Source organism: Anaerosphaera multitolerans (assembly GCF_004006535.1).
Classification (GTDB): Bacteria; Bacillota; Clostridia; order Tissierellales; family Peptoniphilaceae; genus Anaerosphaera; species Anaerosphaera multitolerans.
The window spans coordinates 65,373-90,270 of the sequence record NZ_RLIH01000010.1; the positions used below are offsets into that span (position 1 = coordinate 65,373).

The 24,898-nt window shown below is 30.8% G+C and carries 22 protein-coding genes and 2 pseudogenes; 1 reads left to right on the forward strand and 23 read right to left on the reverse strand.

All coding sequences use genetic code 11. The features are described from left to right. The 23 genes and pseudogenes from EF514_RS07510 to EF514_RS07615 all read right to left on the reverse strand — a co-directional run bounded on the left by EF514_RS07510 (position 1) and on the right by EF514_RS07615 (position 24,213). On the reverse strand, positions 1-579 hold the full coding sequence (locus EF514_RS07510; protein ID WP_127724823.1) for an MptD family putative ECF transporter S component: 579 nt from the start codon (positions 577-579) through the stop codon (positions 1-3). Positions 580-606: 27 nt separating this feature from the next. Continuing rightward, positions 607-1,194 carry a TetR/AcrR family transcriptional regulator gene (locus EF514_RS07515; RefSeq protein ID WP_240649031.1) on the reverse strand — a complete coding sequence of 196 codons (588 nt, stop codon included), beginning with the start codon at positions 1,192-1,194 and terminating at the stop codon, positions 607-609. A 1,068-nt stretch (positions 1,195-2,262) separates the two neighbouring features. After that, a complete protein-coding gene (locus tag EF514_RS07520; RefSeq protein WP_240649032.1) occupies positions 2,263-2,526 on the reverse strand; it encodes a metal-dependent transcriptional regulator in 264 nt (87 codons plus the stop codon). A gap of 399 nt (positions 2,527-2,925) precedes the next feature. Then, positions 2,926-3,432: a sortase gene (locus EF514_RS07525; RefSeq protein ID WP_164845571.1), complete on the reverse strand. Its 507-nt coding sequence runs from the start codon at positions 3,430-3,432 to the stop codon at positions 2,926-2,928. Positions 3,433-3,517: 85 nt separating this feature from the next. After that, the gene (locus EF514_RS07530) at positions 3,518-4,438 is read right to left on the reverse strand and encodes a Cna B-type domain-containing protein (protein WP_127724825.1); all 921 of its coding nucleotides are present in this window, start codon (positions 4,436-4,438) and stop codon (positions 3,518-3,520) included. A 16-nt stretch (positions 4,439-4,454) separates the two neighbouring features. Continuing rightward, on the reverse strand, positions 4,455-5,297 hold the full coding sequence (locus EF514_RS07535; RefSeq protein WP_127724826.1) for a class C sortase: 843 nt from the start codon (positions 5,295-5,297) through the stop codon (positions 4,455-4,457). Between the two features lie 60 nt (positions 5,298-5,357). Next, positions 5,358-6,845: an isopeptide-forming domain-containing fimbrial protein gene (locus EF514_RS07540; RefSeq protein WP_127724827.1), complete on the reverse strand. Its 1,488-nt coding sequence runs from the start codon at positions 6,843-6,845 to the stop codon at positions 5,358-5,360. Positions 6,846-6,892: 47 nt separating this feature from the next. Continuing rightward, a complete protein-coding gene (locus EF514_RS07545; RefSeq protein ID WP_164845572.1) occupies positions 6,893-11,164 on the reverse strand; it encodes a Cna B-type domain-containing protein in 4,272 nt (1,423 codons plus the stop codon). A gap of 50 nt (positions 11,165-11,214) precedes the next feature. Beyond that, entirely contained in the window at positions 11,215-11,733 is a 519-nt protein-coding gene (lepB, locus tag EF514_RS07550; RefSeq protein ID WP_127724829.1) for a signal peptidase I, read from the reverse strand. Positions 11,734-11,853: 120 nt separating this feature from the next. Beyond that, a pseudogene (locus tag EF514_RS10925) lies at positions 11,854-12,420 on the reverse strand (IS30 family transposase); the annotation flags it as partial. 219 nt (positions 12,421-12,639) lie between these two features. Next, positions 12,640-12,918 carry a helix-turn-helix domain-containing protein gene (locus EF514_RS10930; RefSeq protein ID WP_240649033.1) on the reverse strand — a complete coding sequence of 93 codons (279 nt, stop codon included), beginning with the start codon at positions 12,916-12,918 and terminating at the stop codon, positions 12,640-12,642. Positions 12,919-13,414: 496 nt separating this feature from the next. Next, positions 13,415-13,573: pseudogene (locus EF514_RS11040) on the reverse strand (IS3 family transposase); the annotation flags it as partial. A 699-nt stretch (positions 13,574-14,272) separates the two neighbouring features. Then, positions 14,273-15,790: a glutamine-hydrolyzing GMP synthase gene (gene guaA / locus EF514_RS07565; protein WP_127724830.1), complete on the reverse strand. Its 1,518-nt coding sequence runs from the start codon at positions 15,788-15,790 to the stop codon at positions 14,273-14,275. A 228-nt stretch (positions 15,791-16,018) separates the two neighbouring features. Then, complete coding sequence (gene trhA / locus EF514_RS07570) at positions 16,019-16,675, reverse strand: PAQR family membrane homeostasis protein TrhA (protein ID WP_127724831.1); 657 nt, start codon at positions 16,673-16,675, stop codon at positions 16,019-16,021. Beyond that, positions 16,668-17,171, reverse strand: a complete 504-nt coding sequence (locus tag EF514_RS07575) for a DUF1836 domain-containing protein (protein ID WP_164845573.1) — start codon at positions 17,169-17,171, stop codon at positions 16,668-16,670. Before EF514_RS07575 ends, trhA begins: the two co-directional genes overlap by 8 nt. Positions 17,172-17,345: 174 nt before the next feature. Next, the gene (locus EF514_RS07580; protein ID WP_127724833.1) at positions 17,346-18,317 is read right to left on the reverse strand and encodes a P1 family peptidase; all 972 of its coding nucleotides are present in this window, start codon (positions 18,315-18,317) and stop codon (positions 17,346-17,348) included. Positions 18,318-18,533: 216 nt separating this feature from the next. Then, positions 18,534-19,187, reverse strand: a complete 654-nt coding sequence (locus tag EF514_RS07585) for an alpha/beta fold hydrolase (RefSeq protein ID WP_127724834.1) — start codon at positions 19,185-19,187, stop codon at positions 18,534-18,536. A gap of 13 nt (positions 19,188-19,200) precedes the next feature. Beyond that, complete coding sequence (locus tag EF514_RS07590; protein WP_240649034.1) at positions 19,201-19,845, reverse strand: lactate utilization protein; 645 nt, start codon at positions 19,843-19,845, stop codon at positions 19,201-19,203. A gap of 22 nt (positions 19,846-19,867) precedes the next feature. Beyond that, the gene (locus tag EF514_RS07595; RefSeq protein WP_127724835.1) at positions 19,868-20,842 is read right to left on the reverse strand and encodes a diaminopimelate dehydrogenase; all 975 of its coding nucleotides are present in this window, start codon (positions 20,840-20,842) and stop codon (positions 19,868-19,870) included. Positions 20,843-20,852: 10 nt separating this feature from the next. Beyond that, the gene (dapB, locus tag EF514_RS07600) at positions 20,853-21,602 is read right to left on the reverse strand and encodes a 4-hydroxy-tetrahydrodipicolinate reductase (RefSeq protein ID WP_127724836.1); all 750 of its coding nucleotides are present in this window, start codon (positions 21,600-21,602) and stop codon (positions 20,853-20,855) included. 8 nt (positions 21,603-21,610) lie between these two features. Further along, positions 21,611-22,492 carry a 4-hydroxy-tetrahydrodipicolinate synthase gene (gene dapA, locus EF514_RS07605; RefSeq protein WP_127724837.1) on the reverse strand — a complete coding sequence of 294 codons (882 nt, stop codon included), beginning with the start codon at positions 22,490-22,492 and terminating at the stop codon, positions 21,611-21,613. Positions 22,493-22,509: 17 nt separating this feature from the next. Continuing rightward, a complete protein-coding gene (locus tag EF514_RS07610; RefSeq protein WP_240649035.1) occupies positions 22,510-23,706 on the reverse strand; it encodes an aspartate kinase in 1,197 nt (398 codons plus the stop codon). A gap of 156 nt (positions 23,707-23,862) precedes the next feature. Then, entirely contained in the window at positions 23,863-24,213 is a 351-nt protein-coding gene (locus EF514_RS07615) for an arsenate reductase family protein (protein ID WP_127724838.1), read from the reverse strand. A gap of 71 nt (positions 24,214-24,284) precedes the next feature. Here EF514_RS07615 and EF514_RS07620 point away from each other — a divergent pair. Further along, a partial coding sequence (locus EF514_RS07620) for a YczE/YyaS/YitT family protein (protein WP_127724839.1) occupies positions 24,285-24,898 on the forward strand: 614 nt, incomplete at its 3' end.

Consider the following 24,898-nt stretch of genomic DNA (forward strand, 5'->3'; position numbering starts at 1 on the left):
TTAAATAATTCCTGCTTTGTTAAAATTCTTCTTTAATAGTTTTTGTGCAAGGTAAGCACCAATTAGTGCTGCTATAAAACCAGCTATAAAAATTCCTATTAAGGCACCTGTAGATATATACGAGTTAAATGTAGTTGCATAACCCTCACCATAAAATTTAACTAAGTTGTTTATATAATCCTCTCTGGCTACCAATAAAGTACTATAAGGACTCATCATTGCAAGACCAAAAAATCCATATGCTAAAGAATAGAGTTTCTTTGACTTATAATTTCCTATGCTCGCTAAAATATCCCCGATTATTCCTGCACCAACACAAATAAATAAAGGTATAATGGAAGAACTCATCATTATTAAACTAAGTAAAATACCTAAAATTAACAAGGCTCCTCTCTTAGGTACTTTTGTCACATATAAAAAGAATACCGGTGCAGCAATTACTGGCATTATAATTGAACCCACTATTTGTCCCAACGGATTAAAGCTACTAATCGCCATGACTGCAATTACCACCACAATAAAAATAGCTGCAAATGCTCCTGCAAAAATATAGTCTTTCATTTTTAATTTTCTATTCATTTTTTCTCCTTATAAATTTCTAATCTTCTATTCCTCTTTATTATTTAAGACCACTAAAATCATTTTTTTTAATATATCTTTATTATTTCTAAAATTATCTCTTACTTGTAAAATTTCACATCCTAAAATCATTGTATTTATAAAGTTAATAATCAAGTCTAAGGATGATACGATATTTTCACTATTGTCGGTACAGTTAAACAGTTCTAAAATCGTTTTTGTTGATTTTTCTTTCAATTTCTCATATAGATTATTCAAATTCTTATCTTGTTTGATTTCTTGTAAAAACATAGCATAAATTGGAATAAAATCATTTTCACTAAGAATCTTGTCAACAATAGTTTCAGTAACTATTTCATTAAATGATAATCCCTGCCTTAACTCTATAGTGCTTTTTACAGCTTTTTCCCTCATTCTGTTCCCTTCATCCATGATGTCATACAAAATTTCACTGGTGCTTTTGTAGTGGTGATATAGACCACCTCTCGATAATTTAGTTTCTTGCATAATATCGTCCATCACAGTATTCCTAAATCCTTTTTCTAGAAAAACTTTCTTAGCAGCTTCTTTTATTTGTTGTTCTCTCTCTTCTCTACTCATTCTTAATCTAACCATATAATCTCCTTTCACCTATACCGACAATATTGTCGGTATAGGGCGTGCATAAACCTTATGCTATCTCTGTAACTAAATTCATCCATTTTTCACTTACGATTAAATAATCTGAGTACTTTTTATTAAATCGATAATTAAATTAGAATGTAAATTCAATATTTCAGAGTAACTCTTATTGTTCGTTCCTTTCATTGAAAACTCCTTACAATTTATTGTTCATAAAATATAAAAAGGAATCCTTGACAAAATTTATTTACTTCCGAAGATTACTAAAACTTTAGTCGATAATAATTTATATTTTTTTGTGATAACGCAATTAAAGGCTGGAAAAAAAGTACTATATAGAACATCCACAGTTAAAAAACATATAGCATAGGCCTTGAAATATCTATATCATTATCCTTTCACCTATGTTTTCTCTAATTCTCCTTTGTTAATGCACATGATTAATCTAATAAATAAACTATTTTGACCTCTCTTTTGAAAAAACCCGTTAATATCTATAATCAGATAATCTATATATTCAAACAAAGAATTTATATGCTTATGTATATTACTAATTATTTTTCGAACAATCTATTCTCTGTTCTGAAGTGATGAGAAACAAAAACATTGATGTCTTCAAACAGTCTCTCCTATTTTCGAAAGACTGAAACATCACCTTCCGCAAAGGGAAGATATTGTTAACTCTACTCCTGCCGTCTCTTTAATTAATCTTCATTTATAACCTCGAACCACTTTAACATATTCCCCCTTCTATTGATCTTATATAAATATTTAACATCATCTATAGATCCCATTTTGTTAGATTTGCCTAACGTGATACCATTATACTTTAATCGATATTAATTATCAATACTTTTCGGTAATATAATTTTTCTTAATCTCTGGTCAATATCTTTATAAAAATAAACACACAAATACAATTGCATGTTTTACACTTTACAACTTAATTTTATATTCTTATTCTCTCCTATAAAGGATAAAAGAAGGTGTATATGGACTATCAGTCCATATACACCTTCTTACTACATTGCCTCATTAAAAAATCTCTTTATCTTTTGAAAACTATCGTTCGAGATCACATGTTCCATTTGACAAGCCTCTTTTTTTATCTATGCCTATATTGATTAAAAAATCGGTCAAATATAAATGTTTCATATATAAATCTTCACCAAAATTTCTGCCTTTTTTTGTTAGTTTTATAAGCTTATCATCTCCATACTGAATATATCCATTTTTAGACAGTTTTCTTATCATAGATGTCACAGTCGCTCTAGCAACTCCAAGTCGATTGGCAATATCAATATTTCTAATTTCATCTCTTTCCAAGCTAATAATATATATTGTTTCTATATAATTTTCTTCTGCAAATTCTCGATGTATAGCTAGGACACGCCTTTCATATCTTCATTTTCAATTTTATTATCTTCCTATTTTTATAAGCTTCTATATAATCACATGATTATCCACTAACAACAGTCTCTATATCATATTTTTACAAATTTCTTTTAGTAGTCTACCATCCTTTAAATTCACAGAATTTTCTTTGCCCTACAATTACTCGCATCATTCGACTCTGCTTCTTCGCTTGATCTTTACCCTTAATTTATAATTTCTGTGGAAAATCTTTAATTCATTGTAAATAACATATCATATTTTAGAAAAAATTCTTTTCTTTCTTGCTAATACTTCTATATCTTTTAAATTCTATGACATCACTTGAATAATTTAATAGATAACTTGCTCACATCTAATAACATATCTAGACTTTCCTGACATTGTACATGTAAATAAAGTTAAGTCCCACTCATTTTTGTTATTGTCAAGAAGTTTTTCAATTTCTTCAGCTTGAAGTACTTCTATATTTAATACCTCAAAAGCATGTATAACCCCATATGCATCAATAAATTCAACATAATCTCCTAGATTAACTTGACTTAATGCCCCAAAATGACTTTTATAATTATGAGCCGCTATAATTAAATTATTATCATAAATGGAACCACTATATCTACAAGGAGCTATTTTTAATCTCTCATAATCCCACTCCGCCATTACAGGCAAATTTATATTTAAGCTTTTTATTTTCAGTTTACCTATATATTCATAAGTTTTAATTTTAATTGTTGGCATAAGAACTCCTTTTAATTCATTATTTAACATTGTTACAGGAGTATTTTTTTCGGTTTTTTTATCAAACTGATTAATCACATTTTGGGAATTAATTTTTGCCATATATGACTCTTGACAGTTATTAAAAATCAATAAAAAACAAGCTACCAAAAAAAATACTGATAACCTAATCCACGGATTTAAAACTTTATCTTTTATTCCCATCGTTTTTATTTCTATCCCACCTAATTCCCTTTATTAAAAAAAATATTGAAGAAACAAACAAGAACGGCAAGGGCCACCAAAGTTGTCCAGTCTGCGGTATCTTTTTATCAGGACTTTTAGGTTTGTCAACTAAAATTTCCGCTTTATTTATTACTTTTACAACTGTATTTTCTCTATTAACAGTCACATAGTAGCCCTTAGGTACATTTTTTTCTACAATCTCGTAATTGAATTTTGTAGATAAATTAGACCATTCCATTTGCCATCTATTTTTTTTACTTAACTTCACAGTATCAATTACATTTCCATCTTTTAGTAACTGCACTTCTATACTTTCGGGCCTAGATTCACTATCATTATCATCCCAAATTTTATGAACATTTAAATTTGTTTTTTCATCAATATCTGTTTTTTTATATTTTAAATCTATTGTAATTTCTGTGTTTTTATTGTTTTCATCTAAACATATAAAAACTGCAGATGGAATATACAAGTAATTTTTAAATATAACATCCTCGCCAACAATTAAATATAAACCCTCTTCCAAATTTTTAAAGTTTACTCTAAGATTCCCATCTGTTTTTTCCACTCTTAGAGCTTCTATAGAATCCCTTTTAATATATGAACTTAAAGTCATTGCTAGTGACCTCTTGTCTACATTTTCATAATCTTCTATATTAACAGGATACTCTTTAAATACATCTATTTTTTTATATTTATTATCTAAATTTTTTTTTGCAACTTTATACAACTTAAATTCAGTATTCTCTATTACATATTTCAAATCTATACTAAACTTACTTCCTTCTGCTTTTACATCCACGCTTAATGCTGTACTTAGTAATAGAATAGATAGCGCAAATATTAAAAGTCTTTTTATATTAACTATTATTTTTTTACTCATTCTATTTTCCTCTTGTCTATAAATCAGATTTATTACTTTTTATTATTTTTTTGAATGTAATTATTATTAGTTTTATTAGCAATAAAATTCCTATAAATAACAAAATGACAATACAATTAATTAATAATGAACTAACTTTTATAGCATCCGGTACTATTTTTATATTGCTTAAAGATGTGTTTATCCTAGTACCTCTCACCAATAATCTATGTGTATTTATTCCATAAGGAGTACAAGTTTGCAAAGTTACATAATCTTTATCCTGTTCAATTCTTAGTTCATCTAATTCAGAAGGAAGAACAATTTTTATCTGATCAACTTCATAAGTTAACGTGTTTCCTAAAGTAGTTAACGTAAATATGTCTCCATTAACTAGCTTTTCAATATCAGTAAATAACTTTGCTGAAGGTAATCCAGTATGTCCTGAAATTACACTGTGAGTGCCTTTGCCTCCTATTGGTAATGACGTCCCTGGTATATGTCCTATTGCAATCTGCAATACAGCCTCATCTGTTCCGTGATAAATCGGCATTCTAATATTTAGCTTCGGAATTTCTATTATCGACATAATATTTGTTCCTATTACATTTAATAGAGAATTATATTCATTTAATTCTTCATAATTTAGTTTAAATCTATCTAATGATTTACTTATCAATCCTTCATTATATTTTTTAGCTTCTTGAATTATTGCCTCATTTTCTTTTTCAGTATTATTGTTTGTTTTTTCCATATAACTTCCAACTGCAATAGTTTGATGCATTGAATTCCACCAATTACTTATAGTAGGATATAGTAATAAAGAGATTCCTATTATTAAGAATATAAAAGCTATTATTGTTGACTTTTTTATTTTCATTTAATAATATCTCCTTAATTTATATGAGGGAGGTATGTCCCTCCCTACTTCATAAAATTATTATTTTTTATCAGTCGAAATTTTTCTTTCCACAAAATAATATGCTGCTGCACCTACAACAAAAATAGCTCCTATTACATAAATCATTTTAGTTCCCATTCCACCGGTTTCAGGAAGCTCAGGTCCTTGTTTATTGACTACATCAGCACTTAAAGAGCCATTTTCTAAGCTCGAAGTTAAACCTAGCTCTATGGAACCTTCAATTGCGTTTCCGTTTAATGAAGTCAATTTTAATGTTTCATCATCGTGATTTGCTATAATTTTAAATTCAATAGGTTCTATTGTGTTATATCCAGCTGGAGTCACAGTTTCTGTCAACCTATATTGTCCATCATCTAAACCCTTAAATTCAAAACTTGTCTTGTCTTCACTCATCACTTTGTTCTCAATTAATTTATAAGTTCCATCTGTCATTTTCTTTTCAAGCTTAAATTCTGCACCAGCTAAGGGTTTTAGTTCTACTGTCTCTCCTGCCTTTTCTTCTCTAACTTTATTGATTATAACTTTATAGGTAAATACGATTACTTTATCTGGAGGAGTTTTTCCCATAGGCGTTCCTTGTCCCTCATAGTTAGGGTCGTTTGAATATTCCAAGTACACTTCGTTTGGATTCCCTACAGAACCAATTACCGCCCCATCATTAAGAGTGCCCATATATTCTACTGTAATCTTACTGGTAGATGTTACACCAGTTACTTTCTTTAAATCTTCAAATATAACTTTAAAACCTGATTCCGTTGTCTCAACCATAAACCCTGTATCTATTTTTTTATCATCAACTTTTACAACAATACTATTTTTGTCTAATGTCAATCCAGCTGATAACGTATCATGGAATATATATTTGTATGTTTTGCATTCATCATAATTTGTCGGCAAAGTTCCTATCAGTTTAAATGGAATTCCATCTCCCATGTCATGGTCTGCTGTTTTAACCCATTTCCCATACTGAGCATTCTCAGAATCATTAATGTCTCTTACATACTTTTCTACAGTTGGCACATCCAACTTCGTTTGAACTTCTACTTTTCCGACTACTTTTAAAAGATATGAAGTATATGCTCCTGATTCCTGTTGATCTTGTGATATAGCCACGTCTTTTACTAGATAATAACCTGAATCTAAAGGTGAAAAAGTATACCTTCCACCTGCCTCTACCTTGTCACTTGTTTTTGGATTTTGTAATTTTGATTGAATCTCTTTTGCATATGTCGCTGCATCTGCAGGAGTTTTTAAACCTTCTGCTACTGTACTCGCTTCTCCTTCCGGGTCCTTCACCCCGTTACCCCATTCTATATTTGACAAGGTTCTACTACCTTCCACTACATCTCCTTTAAATATTTGATATAGTTCAAAAGTGTGGGCAGTTTTACCTGTATTTTCAACAGTCAGTGAATTATCCCTTGTAACTGCCAAAACAGGAGAAATAGCTCCTAATACTAATACAAATGCTAATATTAGACTTGATTTTACTTTAATTCTTTTCATCTTCCCTTTCCTTTCATAAATACTATCTTTTTCTTCACAAACTTCTATTATTTTATAGTCTTTTCTTTATTCCAAATGTAGAATAAAAAAGATAAGACCAATAAAATCATACTTGTAATATAAATATTTCTTGTCCCAAAACCACCTGTTTCCGGTAATTCATATTCAACAAAATCTGCAGTATTAATCACATTAATATCACCAGTTTGAATTCCCTCATTGTTTGTATAGGATATTGAATAGCCTTCTATAGGTAATTCTTCTATTGTGTAATAATAATCCTTCCCATTCTCATCTTGATATTCTAATCCATCCCAGCTGTAAGACCACTTATTCTCTTCATTTAATGTCACCGTTTCTATTTCTTCTCTGTCAACAGAAATAAGTTCAGGCTTGTCGTAGTTTGTAAATAAAGCCTTACCTGGATGGTTACTATTATGAGTGATCGTAACTATAGTATCCTTTTTTATTGAAGGTATGGTCAATGTATTATTTTCTAATTTCCTTGATTTCCCATCATAGGAATACTCAGGATTTTCCAACCAGCAATTGAAATTTATTGTCACACCGCTGCCAGTTTTTTTATTAACTAAAACTGTATAATCTTTTTCTTCATGGACCCAACTTGCAGTTGATTTAGAAACCACTTTTACTTCATAACCATCATCCTTTGTCTTTTGTCTTATTAGTTTGACATCTATTGATTTATCCTTTGGAGGAGCTATGATATTCCCCTCAGCATCTTGCCATATCTTATGAACTGCCAATCTTGTATATTTGTTTGATATGTATTTAATCCCACCACAATTGGAAAATACATAAATATCCTCTTTCGGTATTTTCGCATCAGAAGCACCTGAATTCTCGATAGATGTTGTTGCCGTGTCATGTTCATCTGCCCATATAAAGTAAGTTGGCTTTTCTGATATTTTATATCCTTCTAGGGCATACGTTTCTGTAAGCCGATACAATGTATCCGCTTCAAGATCTCTGTTAGAACCAGATAAATTCCACTGTATATATCCTTTTTCCCCAACTACTATTTCAGATTCCTTTGTCTTCCACAACTTATTAGACCTATCGAAATAGTCAATTTTAAATTTTGTTCCCGGCAATAATTTTTTATAATTATCCTCATCAACTTTATAAATTTTAATTGTTTTTTTTGTAGCCGTAGCTGATGATGTCATATCCTTCAAAATAGTCTCTTCCGTGCTCGACCACTCTCCAGCTAAAGATACATAGTTATTTATCTCTAAATCCCCAGCAAAATTTGGGTCAACGATATATATATACTCTAATACAAAGCCTGTCTCATCAGGAATTTTCATGGTTAGTTGTCTATTTTCCACATTGTATTTTAGCGAATAGCTGCTATCAGGCACTAAGTTTCCTTTGTTTCCTTCCTGCCTAGGATCATACCTATATAACTTAACTGAATCAATATCTACCACAGGATTAAGACCCTCAGCCCCATGTAAAGTATCAACTAAAGTTAAAGTATTAGAGCTTTGAACTAAATCTTCTCCTTTTGGATTAATAATAACGGTATATTTAATCTTGTTTGACGGTTTAACTTCTTGAGCTATGGTGCCATCTGGATTTACAAGTGGATTCCCGTCACATCCTAACTGCTGTCCATTTTTATTTATTTTTTTGGGATCTCTTTTAATTGTAGTTTCTGTTGTTGACGAATTTTCACCCCAAATTACCTTATTGACATATTCCTTTTCGCTATTTGTTAAATCCTTCCAATGTTCATCTTCGCTTATATCCAACTCATAGTAAATAGCTACTAGAGGATAATCATCAGAATATTTATAATTTGAAATATTTACAGTTAATTCCTCTACCCCATCTTTATTAGCTAGCTTATAATTAGGATTTATTCCATCCCGAAAAGTAAATCCATTATAGTTTGTCTCTGAAGAAGTATAATTATCTACATAGAACCTCCCCTTAAGAGATGACTCTACAAACTTAGCACCCTGGGGAATTATATCTTTTATTATGATATCTCCCGTATCCGATTGTGATGTTTTTAAAATCAACCTATATTTTATTTTTCCCTTTACCTTATCATAAGATATTTCTGATGAACCTTGTTGGTAAATGTCCATTCCATTAATAGTTTCTTTATATGTCTCTTTTAATACTCGTGATAATTTTTCATAACTTACTTCTGCATATCTTGTTATATCACCAAATTTTGCAATATTTCCAGATATTACTGTATCGCTATCAGCTAAATAAGTTAAATCTGTATATGTCCTATATTCTGATATGGACAAGCTCTGAGCTTGCAATTCAAAATTAGACTTTGGTGTAATGGTAATGGTAAAACTCTTTACTTTTGTAGTGGAATCATTTGCTAAAACTATATTGTTGTTTTTATCAAAATAAGTTACTTTTATAGATATTTCATCAGTTTCCCCTTTATCATTGTGTAGAACTAATTTTCCATTACCCTGATATTTATAATTGTAAGTATCATTAATTTGAATAACGAGATTCTTTATCAAATCTTGCTCTAATTGTGTTGCTATTCCGTAATGACTATCATCACCTAAATTCTCACCCTTTTTGTTTTTAGCATTACCTATAAAATCTTCGTATATAAAACTTTGTAATTTCCCTTCCGGAAAAATCAATTCTGCATTCCATTTATTCTCTGTAATATTGTTTTCTACTAATTGACTGCTTTCCCCAACCTTAGATAAATTTTTCTCTCTTTCAGTAATTTCAACGATAGCCTTATCCCTATCTCCACCCTCAATTTCAGCTATATTTTCAACCTGTGTAGCCCCTTCCGGTGGTTTTGTATTGTAAGAAATAATGTATGTATCCGTCTTCCCTTCTTCACTCAATTTGTTCGAGTCAAAATAATAATTAATCTGATTCCCATCAACCTGAATAATTTCTTCAAACGATGAATTTTTACTATGAATCTTTACATCTCCAACTATTTCTCCCTTTACCTCATCCTTAAAAATCCAACCTGATAAATCTTTTCCCTCAGGATTGATTTCAATACTCCAAGATATTAGTTTTGTGAAAGGATCATATGTCCCGGTCTTTTTTAAATCTTTAAACCATTTAATAATATTATTTTCGCTACTATTTTCCCCTCCGGAACTAGAGAATGCACTGTTATATACTATGTAAATATTCGCATTTTTGTCAGCTTGTATATTTACTTTATAATTAACGACATATTTTTCACCTGGTTTCAAAGCCGGCAGATTCGTAATGCTAAATCCACAATCTTTAGCAGTATTTTTTTCTATCCATTCTAAGTGATAGTCTCCACTATCAACTAAATTTTTAGTTCCGTCTACTTCAACTTTAACTATCTGTAAACTGTTTTTATCGTAAAAATAATCAATATTTTTAGACTCCCACTGATTTATGCCATCACTTATAGATACAGTTTGTTTCGTTCCTTTAATCGTTGATACTACTACCTCATAAGTAATCTCCGTTTTATCTGAATTAATTTGACCTGATTTTTTAACTTTAATATCCGAATTATCTTCTACAGGATCCTCTGGGACAATTATAATTACATTTTCGCCATCCCCTATAAAGTCTATTTCCCCAGAATCATCTACGCCTTCCTTCGTTACTTGAGCCTCAAATTGTATGCAACCATCTATTCCAACACCTAATTCAATAAAATCCGAATTAAACTCTATGTTTATCATTCCATCTTGAGTGATTACATAACTACCTGCTTCTTCACCTTTTGACTCAACACTACCTCTTTGCTCCTCTAAGACTTTTATTCCACTTGGCATATGATAATGTATCTTTGTGTTGCCTTCAATTAGATCATTGGCCCCTAATTGATAGTCTATTTTAACTTTTACTCTATCCCCATCATTGACCTTATCTGCTGGAACCCACACTTCCCCCTCTTGTATGCTTATAGTTACCTTTGTAATCTTATCTGTAAAATCAATGCTTTGATTTTTTAGATCCGGAAACAAATCTTCGAATTCATTAATATTAGAATTGTTTATTTGTCCAATAATATCATTTGAATTTATCAATTCCACATTTGATTTGTTCTTTTGTTCTCCGGAAATTTCTTTCAAATCTATTAATTCCAATGGATCTAAAAAACAATCTACCGTTGATCTTCCACTTTCATTGGTTGAGCTATTTTCTTGTACTATTTCATTATTAAATTTTTCCCCATTTTCAGGAATAAATCCTGTAGTGAAAAGTATCACCAACACTAAAAAAAAGGAAATAAACTTTTTATTTCCAAATTTTTTAAAAAATTCATTTCTACCTATATTTTTCTTTTTTTTCATTTTTTCTCCTTTTAATAACATCCTTTCAATCATTTGTAATTTTAATTTACTCATCTTACAAACATAAAATTTTTAAAAGGGTAATTTCTTAAAAAGACTTTGCCTAATATTTCATCTCTTTTCACAAAACTAATTGTATTAGTTCTTGAATCTAATGACTCCTTTCGGTTATCTCCCATGACAAAAAAATTATTTTCTGTCACATTATATGGCAAATCTATATTACAAGGATCTAGACTTTTTAAGGTTATATAGGGCTCATGGAGAAGTTTGTCATCAATAAAAACATTTCCATTTTCATCAAAGTCTATTTTTTGTCCTGAATTTGCAATGATACGACGAACCAAAATTTTTCCATCCCGCTCAAATAAAATCACATCTCCTTGCTTATAATTATTTAATTTTATAGAAACAACATAGTCCCCCTTGTTTAAATATGGAGACATGGAATCGCTAAATATTCTAAAACACATAAAAAAAATATTTGAAACTACTAATATTGAAATTAATATTACAGCCAATATAATTTTTTTAACACTGTTTTTTTGTTGTTTTTTTGCTTCTTTCATAATTATTTCCTAACATTCTTACCCACCTATTTATTAATCTAAATTGGATTTAAACTTTAACACTAACAATAGGTAACTTATTCAAACTTAAATCCATTGTTTCTACTTAAATTTAAATATCTAAATTGCAATATCAACCTGAACACTTTTCGTAGAATAAATAGTATCCATTTCTTCTTCAAACAATTCTTCTGGCGTTGAGTAGTTTAATATCTTTCGTGGTAGGTTATTAGACCAATCAGAAATCTCAGAAATATCAGATTGTGTGAATACGTCTATGGAAGTTCCCTTGGGTACAAATCTTCGAAATAATCCATTATGTCTTTGGTTACTACCACGTTCCCATGAGGAATAAGGGTGACAAAAATACACCTTTATCTCTCCATCTATAGTAGACATCTTCGAAAACTCCAATCCATTGTCACAAGTAATACTTCGAAATACTTCATGTTTCTTTTCACCACATAGCTCAAACAGTTTCTCCAGAGCAGTCTGTACAGATGTATTTGTCTTATCGGCAATCTTTATTGAGAGGTAGTATCTCGTCTTCCTCTCTACGAGTGATAATAGTACTGGTTCTTTTCTTGATTTTTTACCTATGACAGTATCTATTTCCCAGTGGCCAAATTCTTCACGAGTTTCTACTTGTGATGGACGTTCCTCAATGCTTCTTCCTAGTATTTGTTTCGCTTTGCGTAAGTGTTTACTCTTGGTTTAGCGACGTAGTTTCAGTGGAAGATCCATTACATTGATATTGATTAACCCCAGATCTACGTAATTGTAGAGAGTTTTTGTGCAAAGTATTGAAGGAAACAGCTGATTCTTTCTAGCATAACCTACACAAGCATCCAAAGACCAATGCTGAGTTTTGACTTTCTCATTTACAAATTTTATAAATTCACCAGTTTATAAGAACTTGAATGATTTTTTAGAGTATGAGCGATGTTCTTCATAAACTTGTTGCCCTAAGTCAGCAAGATAGACGTCTGTACATTTTCCTTGTATAATTTGCTGCGTCGTCCCACGTTTTATTTCTGTATAAATAGTTGTACGAGAACGATGTAATTCTCTAGCAAGATTGATGACGGAAACTTCATTCTTCCTTCTAAGTTCGATCGTCCATCGCTCCTTGTAAGAAAGATGTTTAAAACTGTTTGATTTCATGTTACGATTAGATGAGTCCATAGAGTTTCTCCTTTAGAATTATTTGTGTTGTTACTTTTAATCCTAACATGAGAATCTTCTATGGGCTATTTTTATTTGTTCAGGTTCATTTTACAATTAACTTTAAATTTAAATAATAAAAAACTACAATTTTATTTTATACAAATAAAATCCCATTTTTACTTACAATGTAAATATGGAATCTCGACTTATTAAATGTTATATATAAAAATCTTTATCTATTTATACTATAACATACTCCAAAAAAAACGCGAATTATTTTTTGGCATTTTTTCTAAAACAATTTTTATTAGCTCACCTTTCACAAGCCATACCTCTTATAAAATAATCATACAATTCCTCACTATTTTTTTAGCATATGAGTAACTTCTTTATATCCGGCTTACTAGGCTTTATATATCAGTAAAAGCCAAATTTTAAAAATTATTAAGATAATTTAAAATACGGTGTAGAATGGCAATCCTTTTTGGGACAATTTTTAACTGAACACAAATAACTATACAGCTATCTTTTCTTTCATATTTAAATTCCTATACTCAATTGGCGTCATATAGCCCAGTGAACCATGTATTCCAATATTGTTATACCAATATACATATTCAGCCAGCGCCACATGTAACTCTTCTAAATATTCAAATCTATTTTTATAGATAAACTCAGTCCTTAAGGGCCTTGCTTACTGTATTACACTTATAGTAGATTTCGCACTCATGAAGATTACCCTTGCGAATTAATGATCATTTGATTTTGTAGACATTTAATATTTCATCTATTTTTTGTTATCATATTCTTTTCCTATATCAGAATAAAATATTATATACCAAACTTCTATTGACATTTAAAAGCTCACACATCGCACTAATACTCTATTTATCTCTATTTGAAATTATTAAATCTATTTTTCCCCTAGTAGTGCAAAATATCATTTCCCATTTTTAGCTGTTGATTTTCTTTTTGAAGTTTGATTAATTCTTTTTCTTCTTCTGTTCTATGTATCATTTATATCAAATGATTTAGAATTATTATATCTTGTTACCCAACTTCTCAAAGCTACATTTGATACTCTATATTCTTCGATTAATCTACTATAAGTGTGATTTCCTTGATTATATATTTTTGCCATATCTTTTATTTTTACCACTCATAATCTTGCTTCTTATTTTTATTATCTAAATTCTATCATGTATGGTATTAAACTGTCCTATTTAGTGTAGCCTATCTAGATACATATTTTTAAATCAAAAAAGACACCCCAAAATAAGGAGTGTCTAAAATTATGTTACGAATTTGTTACAATTTTATTTTTTCAACTTCTATAGCATTTTTATTTACTTATATACAAACCTTCCATCTGTTATTCCCACTCAATTGTCGCTGGGGGTTTGCTTGTAATATCATAGACTATTCTATTAATATGTTCTACTTCATCTACTATTCTCCTTGAAACTTTATCCAATATTTCATAAGGTATTCTAGACCATTCCGCAGTCATAAAATCTGTAGTTTCAACTGCTCTTAACGCAAGTGTATAGTCATAAGTTCTAATATCTTCCTTCACTCCAACAGTTCTATTATTTGTTAGAACTGCAAAATATTGATTTATATCTTTACTTAATCCTGCTTTCTCCAATTCTTCTCTAAAAATATAGTCCGCGTCTCTTAATATATCCAGTTTATCTTTAGTTATTTCACCTATTACTCTTATACCAAGACCAGGTCCCGGAAAAGGTTGTCTGTCTACTAGATAATTTGGAAGACCTAATTCTCTTCCCAGTTCTCTTACTTCGTCTTTAAATAACATTTTCAAAGGTTCCACCAAATCTTTAAAATCAACTACATCAGGTAATCCTCCAACGTTATGATGAGACTTAATTACAGCACCGTCGCCTACTCCCGATTCAATAATATCAGGGTAAATAGTCCCTTGAGCAAGGTAGTCAACAGATTTTATCTTTCTGCCTTCATCTTCAAACACTCTTATAAACTCCTCGCCTATGGCTTTTCGTTTTTCTTCAGGATCAGTAATACCCTTTAACTTATTTAAAAATCTATCTTCTGCATTAACTCTAATAAAGTTCATTCCTGAATCTTTAAAGGCCTCTTCAACTTCATCGCCTTCATTTTTTCTCATAAATCCATGATCTACGAATATACAAGTTAATTTATTTCCAATTGCCTTTGAAAGTAAAGCTGCAGTTACAGATGAATCCACTCCTCCTGAAAGTGCTAACAATACTTTACCATCTCCAACTTTTTTCTTAATGTCATCAATGGCAGTTTTAGCATAGTTTGCCATGGTCCAATCTGCTTTTTCACCACACACACCATATACGAAATTAGCCAACATATCTTTTCCATATTTTGAATTATTCACTTCAGGATGAAATTGAAATCCAAAAAGATTTTTCTCTATATTTTCCATAGCTACTATCTTTGAATTTTTTGTTGAAGCTGTAGATTTAAAACCTTCAGGAAGTTCTTCAATAATATCTACATTGTTAATCCACACAACATTACCATTTTCAATATTTTTAAATAGTACAGACTCTTCAATATTTAAATTTACTTCGCCAAATTCTATTCTATCTACTTTTTTAACTTTTCCTCCTAAGGCTTGTACCATTAGCTGAGTTCCATAATCTAAAGCTAAAATTGGTATGCCACATTCAAAAACTTCCTTTTCTATTTTAGGTGCTTTTTCTTCATATATTGAATTAGCTCCTCCTGTAAAAATAATACCTGTAGGTTTTTTCTCCTCTATGCTATTAAGCGCTTTATTAAAAGGAACAACTTCACAATATACTTTTAAATCTCTAACTTTTCTAGCTATTAATTGATTTGATTGTCCTCCAAAATCTACAACTAAAATCATTTAAATACCCCCTCTGATAGTACTATTATATTCCAAGTTCAATAGATATCCTATTATTTTTTAACTCAAAATAATATTTTATTCTATTTTCCAATATATAAAAATTATATAACATATTTGTTGAAATTTATAATTTTTTTCAACTATAAAAAACCCCTTATGCTTTTTATTATCTTGTCATAATAATCTAACATTCGGGGTATACTTCAACTCTTTAGAATTCTTTTATTAAATTTTTAAATATTGATATATAGCTATAAAATGACAAATTGCTGCGGCTAAAACAAAAAAGTGCCAAATTACATGGTTGTAAAGGGGTAGTTTTTTCTTATAAAAGTAAGTTCCAACTGTATAGATTACACCGCCAGCCACAATTAAAATTAAAAATATTGAAGAGGTTTTCATTATTAAGGGCTTAATTAGCAAAATTGAAAGCCAACCCATTGCAACATAAATTACAACTGATAACTTTATATATCTATCATACTTTCCATAGGTAAATAATTTAAATAAAAACCCAAACAATGCTATCCCCCAAATTCCAACTAAAAAGGCAATCCTAGCCCTTCCATTTAGTATGTGAAAGACTATTGGCGTATAGGATCCTGCAATAAAAAAGAATATAGCACTATGATCAAATATTCTCAATATACTTTTAGCTGTCGGTAGTTGAATCGCATGGTAAAGAGTACTACATAGAAACATTAAAATAAAACAAACTCCATAGACTATATAACTTAAAAGGCCACCTGTACTTTCCACTCCCACAGATTTAACAATCATGAGAATCAAAAATACAATTCCTGCAACAACTCCTATACCATGACTTATACTATTAAAAATTTCAGCTATTAAATTTTTCTTTTTTATATTTACACTATTCATTTTCTACTTCCCTCATTACCATTAAAGTATATTGTACATACAATTTTGATGCCACTGATTTACACGCCAACGCTATCGGATCCTTAAATTCATTTTTTTCAGTAAATTCATCTAAAAACAGTTCTTTTAAAGACATTTCAATTAAATTGCAAAAATTATTATAAGCTTCCTCATAACTGTTTTTATTAATGGCATGCTTAATTCCCTCATCAATTTCTCCAATTGAAAACACAGTTTTTAAAATAGAAATTACTATTAAAATAGCCAACTGGTCCTTATCATATCTTTTTTTTACAGGTTTTTTCATTATCTTAGCCTTGACATAATTATTAACCATAGATGAAGTAACATTCTGATAGGAATCAACAATGCTGAAAGGCTCCATCTGTTTTTGAGCTATTGAAATCAATTGATCGCTATATAATTCAAAATTCGGCATTTCATCGTATCTTAAAAGCTTCCAATTACTAATTAAATTTATTATTTCTTTATCCATTGTACTCTCATCCATATCTAGTATTTAAAACTAGATTAACACGTCTTGTATATTTTGTCAATATTAAAATATCTTTAATGTAAAAAGTCGTCCACAGACGACTTTAAAATTTATAAATACTAGAATTTTTACTACCTAAACTATACCCATAACTCTAACATATCTCCAGTAAAATTATTCCCTATTCAAATCGCTATTTGAAATAAAGCCCCCCTTTGACTGAGAATAATAAATACTGTTTGCCACTGCTCTTCCTATTACTTGACTTGCCAGTGCTCCTACAAGGCTTACATCAGCAGGAATTTCACCTGTTGCCAAAGTAAATATAGTATCTCCATCAGACATTGTATGTACAGGAAATATGCTATTTCCATAGCCGTTATGAGCCATACTAGAAATTTTTTTACATTCTGATTTATTAAAAGTTCCATTTGTTGCAACTACGGAAATCGTAGTATTCTTTCCCTGATTAAATGCACTGAAATCAGAACCCATATTCTTTAGTATTTCAATAGTACTTTTAAACTCTTTATTTTTATAATCATAACATCCAGCAATTTTAATTTTTCTCTCATGGTCAAAAATATCTCCAAAGGCGTTACAGACAGTTAAAGCAGAAACCACTAATTCTCCCACTCTTATAGTAGCTGAACCAAGACCCGATTTCATTGCATAGTCCTTACCCAATATCTTTCCCACAGTAGCTCCTGTTCCCGCACCAACTAAACCCTGTCTTTTTTCATTTATAGTAGCTTCTTCACAAGCTCTATAACCCATTTCAAAATCAGGACGAACATTTGAACTTCCACATATTAAATCAAATATTACTGAAGCAGGTACAATGGGAATTTTTGCAACTCCCGTATCTAAACCTATACCATTATCTTCCAAATACTTCATAACACCACCAGCTGCATCTAATCCAAAAGCTGAACCACCGGCAAGCAATATGGCATTAACATTACTTACAAAATTTTCCGGACGTAATAAATCAGTTTCTCTAGTTCCGGGAGCCCCTCCTCTTACATCTACACCACATACCGTCCCCTCAGGTGGCAATATTACCGTTACTCCTGTTAACGCTTCAAAATCCTGTGCATGGCCTACTTTAATTCCATTTACAGCAGTTATATATCCTGAATACATACTATCCCTCCTGTCCTATCTTTTCTACTAATTCTATTCTATAACAAATAAATAAAAATAACAGTAAATAGAGATTTTTAGACCTTAGTTCATTTTAAATAAAAATTAAAGTCCTAAATCGGACCTTAATTTTCTCTTCTATATTAAATTTGCAAGAAACGTATAATTGATTATTAGGAAATATATAAAATATTATTAATAATAACTTAATATAAATTATAAAAAATCTAAAATATCCTCCGCTAAGATATCATTGTCAACAATATAGGAAAGGTGATCGTGTCCTTCTAATATTTTAGTCTTACCATTATTAACTGCTTTTGAAATTTCCTTTATAAATTCATCTTTAAAAATATCATTTTCTCCGAATACTAAAAGAATTTCATTTTCAATTTGTTTGAAATCTTCAATATCTATATTGGGTTCACTTAACATTAATTTTAAAAGCTTATCTCCGGTTTTCTCATACTTATTTTTAATCTTATTTAAAAGCTCTTCTTCCATGTCCTTAGGATTTAAATTCGGTCCCAATAATATTAATTTTCCTAATTGGTTAGGATTAGAGATGCCCAATAATATTCCTATAATAGCTCCGTCACTAAATCCCAGTACATTTACTTTATCATAACCTAAACTTTCTATAAATGCCTTAATATCCTCAGCCATAATATTATAGGAGTATTTATCAGTCATAGTACTCTTCCCGTGATTTCTGCTGTCAATAGCATATATTTTATAAGATTCTTTTAGTTTATCTATTAATTTATAGAATATCTCTAGATTTTCACCACTTCCATGCAACATTAATAGTGGTTTTCCCTCCCCGAATTCCTCATAATAAAGTTCAACATCATTTACTTTTCTATACATATTAACCTCCGACTCAGTACCCTAAGTTTTCATTTAAAATAAGTACATGTATTCTATCCCTATCAAACTCATGAGCTATTGTTACGAAAAAATTGCAAATTCTCTCAGGACTTTTACAATCCGAACATTTCCCCGTAAATTTACATGGTGTATTTTTGTCCAACCTTTTAGCATCTAATGGTGCTGCTATTTCTCTGGCTCTCTTTATAGCTCCAAAATAATCTTCAGTTATTTTGTTTTCACCCACTACTACAATAACTTTTTTAGGACCATATATCATAGGAGCGACTCTGCTTCCATTTCCATCAATATTTATTATCTCTCCCTTTGATGAAATAGCATTTGAGCCTGTAATGAATACGTCACTGGTAAAATTCTTTAAATATATCTTTCTCCTATCCTCAGAAGTTAAACTCTTTTCAAATTTATCGTAAAATTTGACATCCTTTTTTCTTAGCCATTGGAAAACCCCTAGTTCTTCAAGAGTAATCGAGTCACCACACCCAACAGTTAATCCATCTTTAAAAAATTCTTCTAACAATATGTAAAGTTCTTCTCTTGATTCACAATAATAACCGTTCATATTATTTTCTCTCAAGTTTTTAATAGTTTCTTTTATAATATTTTCCATAAGTCTTATTATATCAAAATAAAGCAAATTAAAAAGAGCCCCTAGGCTCTTATAATAATTTAGCTCTTTGTTCTTCAGCTGTTAAATTAGATAGATAGGAAATAGGTACATCAAATACGGTAATAGCTCCGATTTTACCCTCTTGTCTCATTTTATAAACTGCCCTTGCAAAGGCAACATTAATAGAGGAAGTGAATTCAGGATTACTATCTAAATCCAACTTAAACTCATAAACTTGTTTCGTAGCTTGAGACGTTTCTCCTATTCTTAATACCCTGCCTCCATGTACCATCTTTTTATGATTCTTTTTTAGCTCTTCTTCTGAAATAAAATGGACTGTAGTATTGTAATCTACGAAATAATCAGGCATTGTAATGATTTTAAACTCTATTTCTTCCTTATCTGCTCCATCTTCAGCAACTACATAACAAATTCTTTTATGTTTATCTCTTGGGGTAAAATTTACTTTTTCTCCCGCTTTAATTCTTTCAATTGACTCTTCAATTGGAACTGTATATTGGGTTGCATCAATTACTCCGTCAATTCTTCTAATTGCATCGCTATGTCCCTGACTTACTCCTTCACCCCAAAAAGTATGGGTTTCTCCTTGAGGCAAAATTGATTGGGCAAGTAACCTATTCATGGAAAAAATTCCGGGATCCCAACCTGTTGAAATTATAGAGAGATTATTTCCCTCTTTAGCTGCCAAATCTATGTCATTAAAGTATTCCGGTATTTTAGCGTGAGTATCAAAGCTATCTACTGTATTAAAATGCCTTGCTATTTCAGGACCTTGACTTCTTAAATCCGTGGCGGAACCTCCACAAAGTATACATACGTCAATTTCACCTTTAAAGTCCAAAATATTTTCTAAGCTATATACTTTAGACTGACTTTCAATGGTCTTTGGCTCTCTTCTTGTAAATATACCTACAAGTTCCATATCCTCCGCCAGATTTATCGCCTTTTCAGCACCCTTACCCAAGTTTCCATATCCAACTATTGCTACTTTTATCTTCTCCATAAAACCTCCATTAGAAGTTTAAAATATCTTTCATATCATATAAACCCTTACTTTGATTTATTATAAATGAACAGGCCTTTAAAGCTCCTGCACCAAATACTTTTTTTGATTGAGCCCTATGAGTTATTTCTATCGTCTCATCTAAACCTGCAAATAAAACAGTATGCTCTCCAACTATAGTTCCACCTCTAATAGCATGAACTCCAACTTCAGATTTCTCTCTTGACAGATTTGTACCTTCTCTTCCATCTTTTTCTACAAGTTCATTTCCTCTGCCTTTATTTGCGGCATCAAATAACATTTTTGCCGTTCCGCTAGGTGAATCTTTCTTTAAATTATGGTGCTTTTCAATTATTTCAATATCAAAATCAAAAAGTCCCTTTGAAAGATTTTCCACTACAGCTAGTAAAATATTAATTCCAATACTCATATTACCGGTAAAAAATATAGGTAATTCCTCAGAAGCTTTGTTTATTTTCTCAATTTCTTCAGCTGTATGACCTGTAGTAGCTATTACTAAAGGCTTTTGTTCTTCTTTTGTATAATTTAAAATAGAGCCTATTAAACTGTGATGAGAAAAATCCAATATAATATCAACTTTTTCTTTTATATCTTCAAAGTTTTGGTATAGAGGATAGCTAAGTCTTTCTCCACTTCCAATACCGATTCCCGCAACAATTTTAAAATCCTTTGAATTCTCACAAAGCTCCGTAACTGTTTTTCCCATGCCTCCTGTGGCACCAACTAATAATATTTTCATAATAACTCCTACAGTAACCCTACTTCTCTCATAGTATCTTTTAACAATTCCTTAGTTGAATCTGAAGCTTCAAAAAGCGGCAATCTCAACCCTCCAACTTCAAAACCTAAAATATTCATTGCTGCTTTTACCGGTATAGGATTAGGTTCTACAAAGAGCGCATCTATAAATCTCTTGTACTTCACTTGAATTTCCAAAGATTCTTTTATTTTGCCCTCTAAAAACAGATGAACCATTTCGCTGGTTTCCTTTGGAATTATATTTGCGGAAACTGAAATTACTCCAAGACCTCCTGCCGAAAGTAAAGGAACTACAACATCATCATTTCCTGAATAAATTTCAAAATCCTCTCCACACACTCTTCTTATTTCAATAGTATGTCCCAAGTTACCTGTTGCATCTTTAATGCCCACTATATTCTTATGTTCAGATAGATTTTTCAAAGTTGAAGGAGCTATTGGCATATTAGTCCTTCCTGGAACATCATATAACAATATTGGAATGTCAACGGAATTTGCAATTGCTAAAAAATGTTCTTCCAAACCTTTTTGTGAAGTCTTATTATAGTAAGGAGTAACTTGCAGTAACGCATCTGCTCCAGACTTTTGCGCTTCAACGCTTAAGTTGATACCATGTCTGGTATCGTTACTTCCCGTACCGGCTATAACGGGAATTCTCTTATCAATAACATCTACAGCACACTTTATAGCCTCTAGGTGTTCCTCGTCATTTAAAGTGGAAGCTTCTCCTGTAGTACCTGTTATTACTATTGCATCTGTACCACTTTTAACATGAAACTCTAATAACTCTTCCAGTTTTTTAAAATCAATATCTCCATTTTCTTTAAACGGTGTTACAAGCGCAACTCCTGATCCTTTAAATATTGCCATAATTTACCTCCTATTTACTACAAATTAAATTCTTCCACAAATACTTCAACTACTTTTTTTACATTCTCATCATCTATAACGTAGGAGATGCTTATTTCTGAAGTTGAAACCTGGTGTAACTCCACATTGTTTTGAGCTAGAATTTCAAAAGCTCTTGAAGCAACTCCGGCCTGCGTCCTCATTGCATTTCCAATTATTGAAACCTTACTTACATTTTCTATATAATTAAAATTTAAACCCTTTTCTTTTAAAACTGATGAAACTATTTCCTTATTGTCAGACGTTGTAGTAAAGGAAACTAAGTACTTATCCCTTGCAAATTTATTTTGACTAATAATGTCAATAATTACATTTTCATTTCCCAGCCTTACAAAAAGATCGTTAATTTCTTCCGGGCTGTTAGTACTTAACTCAATATTTACTAAAAGTATATTATCCATTATAGATAGATTCGTTATATTCTTTTTCTCCATTATCTTTCCTTCTTTTACTATATATGTTCCCTTTACTTCATTGGTATTTAGTGCAATATATAGTGGTACATTGTACTTCCAAGCAAGTTCCACACTTCTTGGTTCTATCACTTTCGCACCTAAACTTGCCATTTCTAAAGTCTCTTCATAGGATAAATAATCCAACTTCTTAGCATTTTTATAAACCCTTGGGTCTACAGTATATATACCTTCCACATCAGTATAGATTTCACAGGGATACTCTAAACTTGCCGCAATTGCAACTGCGGAAGTATCAGAACCTCCTCTTCCCAAAGTGGTTATATCTCTTGCGGAATTAACTCCTTGAAACCCTGCTACTACTACTATGTAACCCTCATCTAAGTACCTTTCAATCAGTTCACTTTCCACACTTTGAACTTTACTTCTCATATGGTGTCCAAAGGTTCTAAATCCCGCTTGCCATCCTGTAAGCGATATGGCCTTATGTCCTTTTTCATTTAAAGCCATAGATAAAAGAGCTATAGTAACCTGCTCTCCTGTAGCAAGTAATACGTCCATTTCTCTCCTATTTGGATTTAAAGATATTTCACTGGATAGGGCTAAAAGCTCATTGGTTTTTTTGCCCATGGCAGATACAACGGTAACAATATTTTTATACTGTTCTCTCTTCTTTATAATTCTATCTGCCACTTCATTTATCTTTTCCGCAGTAGCTACTGAAGAACCTCCATACTTCATCACTACACCTTTTTTTCTCACTCTTTCACCTCTTACTTTAACATAAATAAATTTATAAAAAACTATGAGCTCTTTGGCTCATAGTTAGTCTTATTATTTTGTAAAAAATTTATTTATTTAATTACAAAGAATAACAGAAGTAAGCTCTTTTGTCAATGTTCTCAACTAAATTACCGCTTATTTTAGCAGCTCATCATATTCTTCTTCCTTAAAACCAAAAAGCACTTTCTCTTCAGTTACCAATACAGGTCTCTTTACAAGCATTCCATCCGTTGCAAGAAGTTTTAACTTTTCATCATCTGTCATTTCCTTTAGTTTATCTTTCAGCTTCATATCCCTATATAATTTTCCACTTGTATTAAAGCATTTATTTATTTCTCGATTTCCCCTTTTTATCCACTGTCTAATTTCCTCTTCTGTGGGGTTTTCTTCCGTAATTTCACGATACTCATACTCAATCCCATTATCATCTAAATACTTTCTGGCTTTTTTACAAGTACTGCATTTACTGTAACAAATAAACTGCATATTATCACTCCTTTTGATATAATTATAACATTATTATGAAATTTTAAAACCAATCAATAAAGGAGCATATCATGAGTAAAAAAGAATTCTTTCTCCGCACAGCTATTGCCCTTCTGGGTATTCTAATCCTCTCTTTTGGAATAGGAATTTTACTAAGCGGAAATGTTGGGACAGATCCCTATACTGCCGCAAATGTAGCTGTAAGTTCAAAATTAAATATTCCCTTTAGTCTTTACCAAGTCCTTATAAATCTGGTATTACTCATATATGTTTTTATCTTTGACAGAAAATATATTGGTATAGGTACGGTTTTAATGTTATTTTTCGTAGGTTTTCTTATTGAATTCTTTAACAAGTTAATTTTAAATTTTATCAATTTTGACTTTAATTTTATTATCTATGTAATTTTTTTAGTACTGGGAATTTTAATTATGACCTTTGGAATTTCTTTATATATGAGTGTAAGAGTGGGAAGTGCTCCCTATGATGCCATAGCTCCAATAGTATCCGAACAAATCGGAATGGAATTTAAATATGTAAGAATTATTCAGGATATATTATTTATGTCCATAGCTTTAATTTTTAACGGTCCTGTAAATGTGGCGACTATTATAAGCGCATTTTTTGTAGGTGCATTAATTGATTTTTGGAACTACAAAATATCAACGCCACTTTTAAAAAAAGT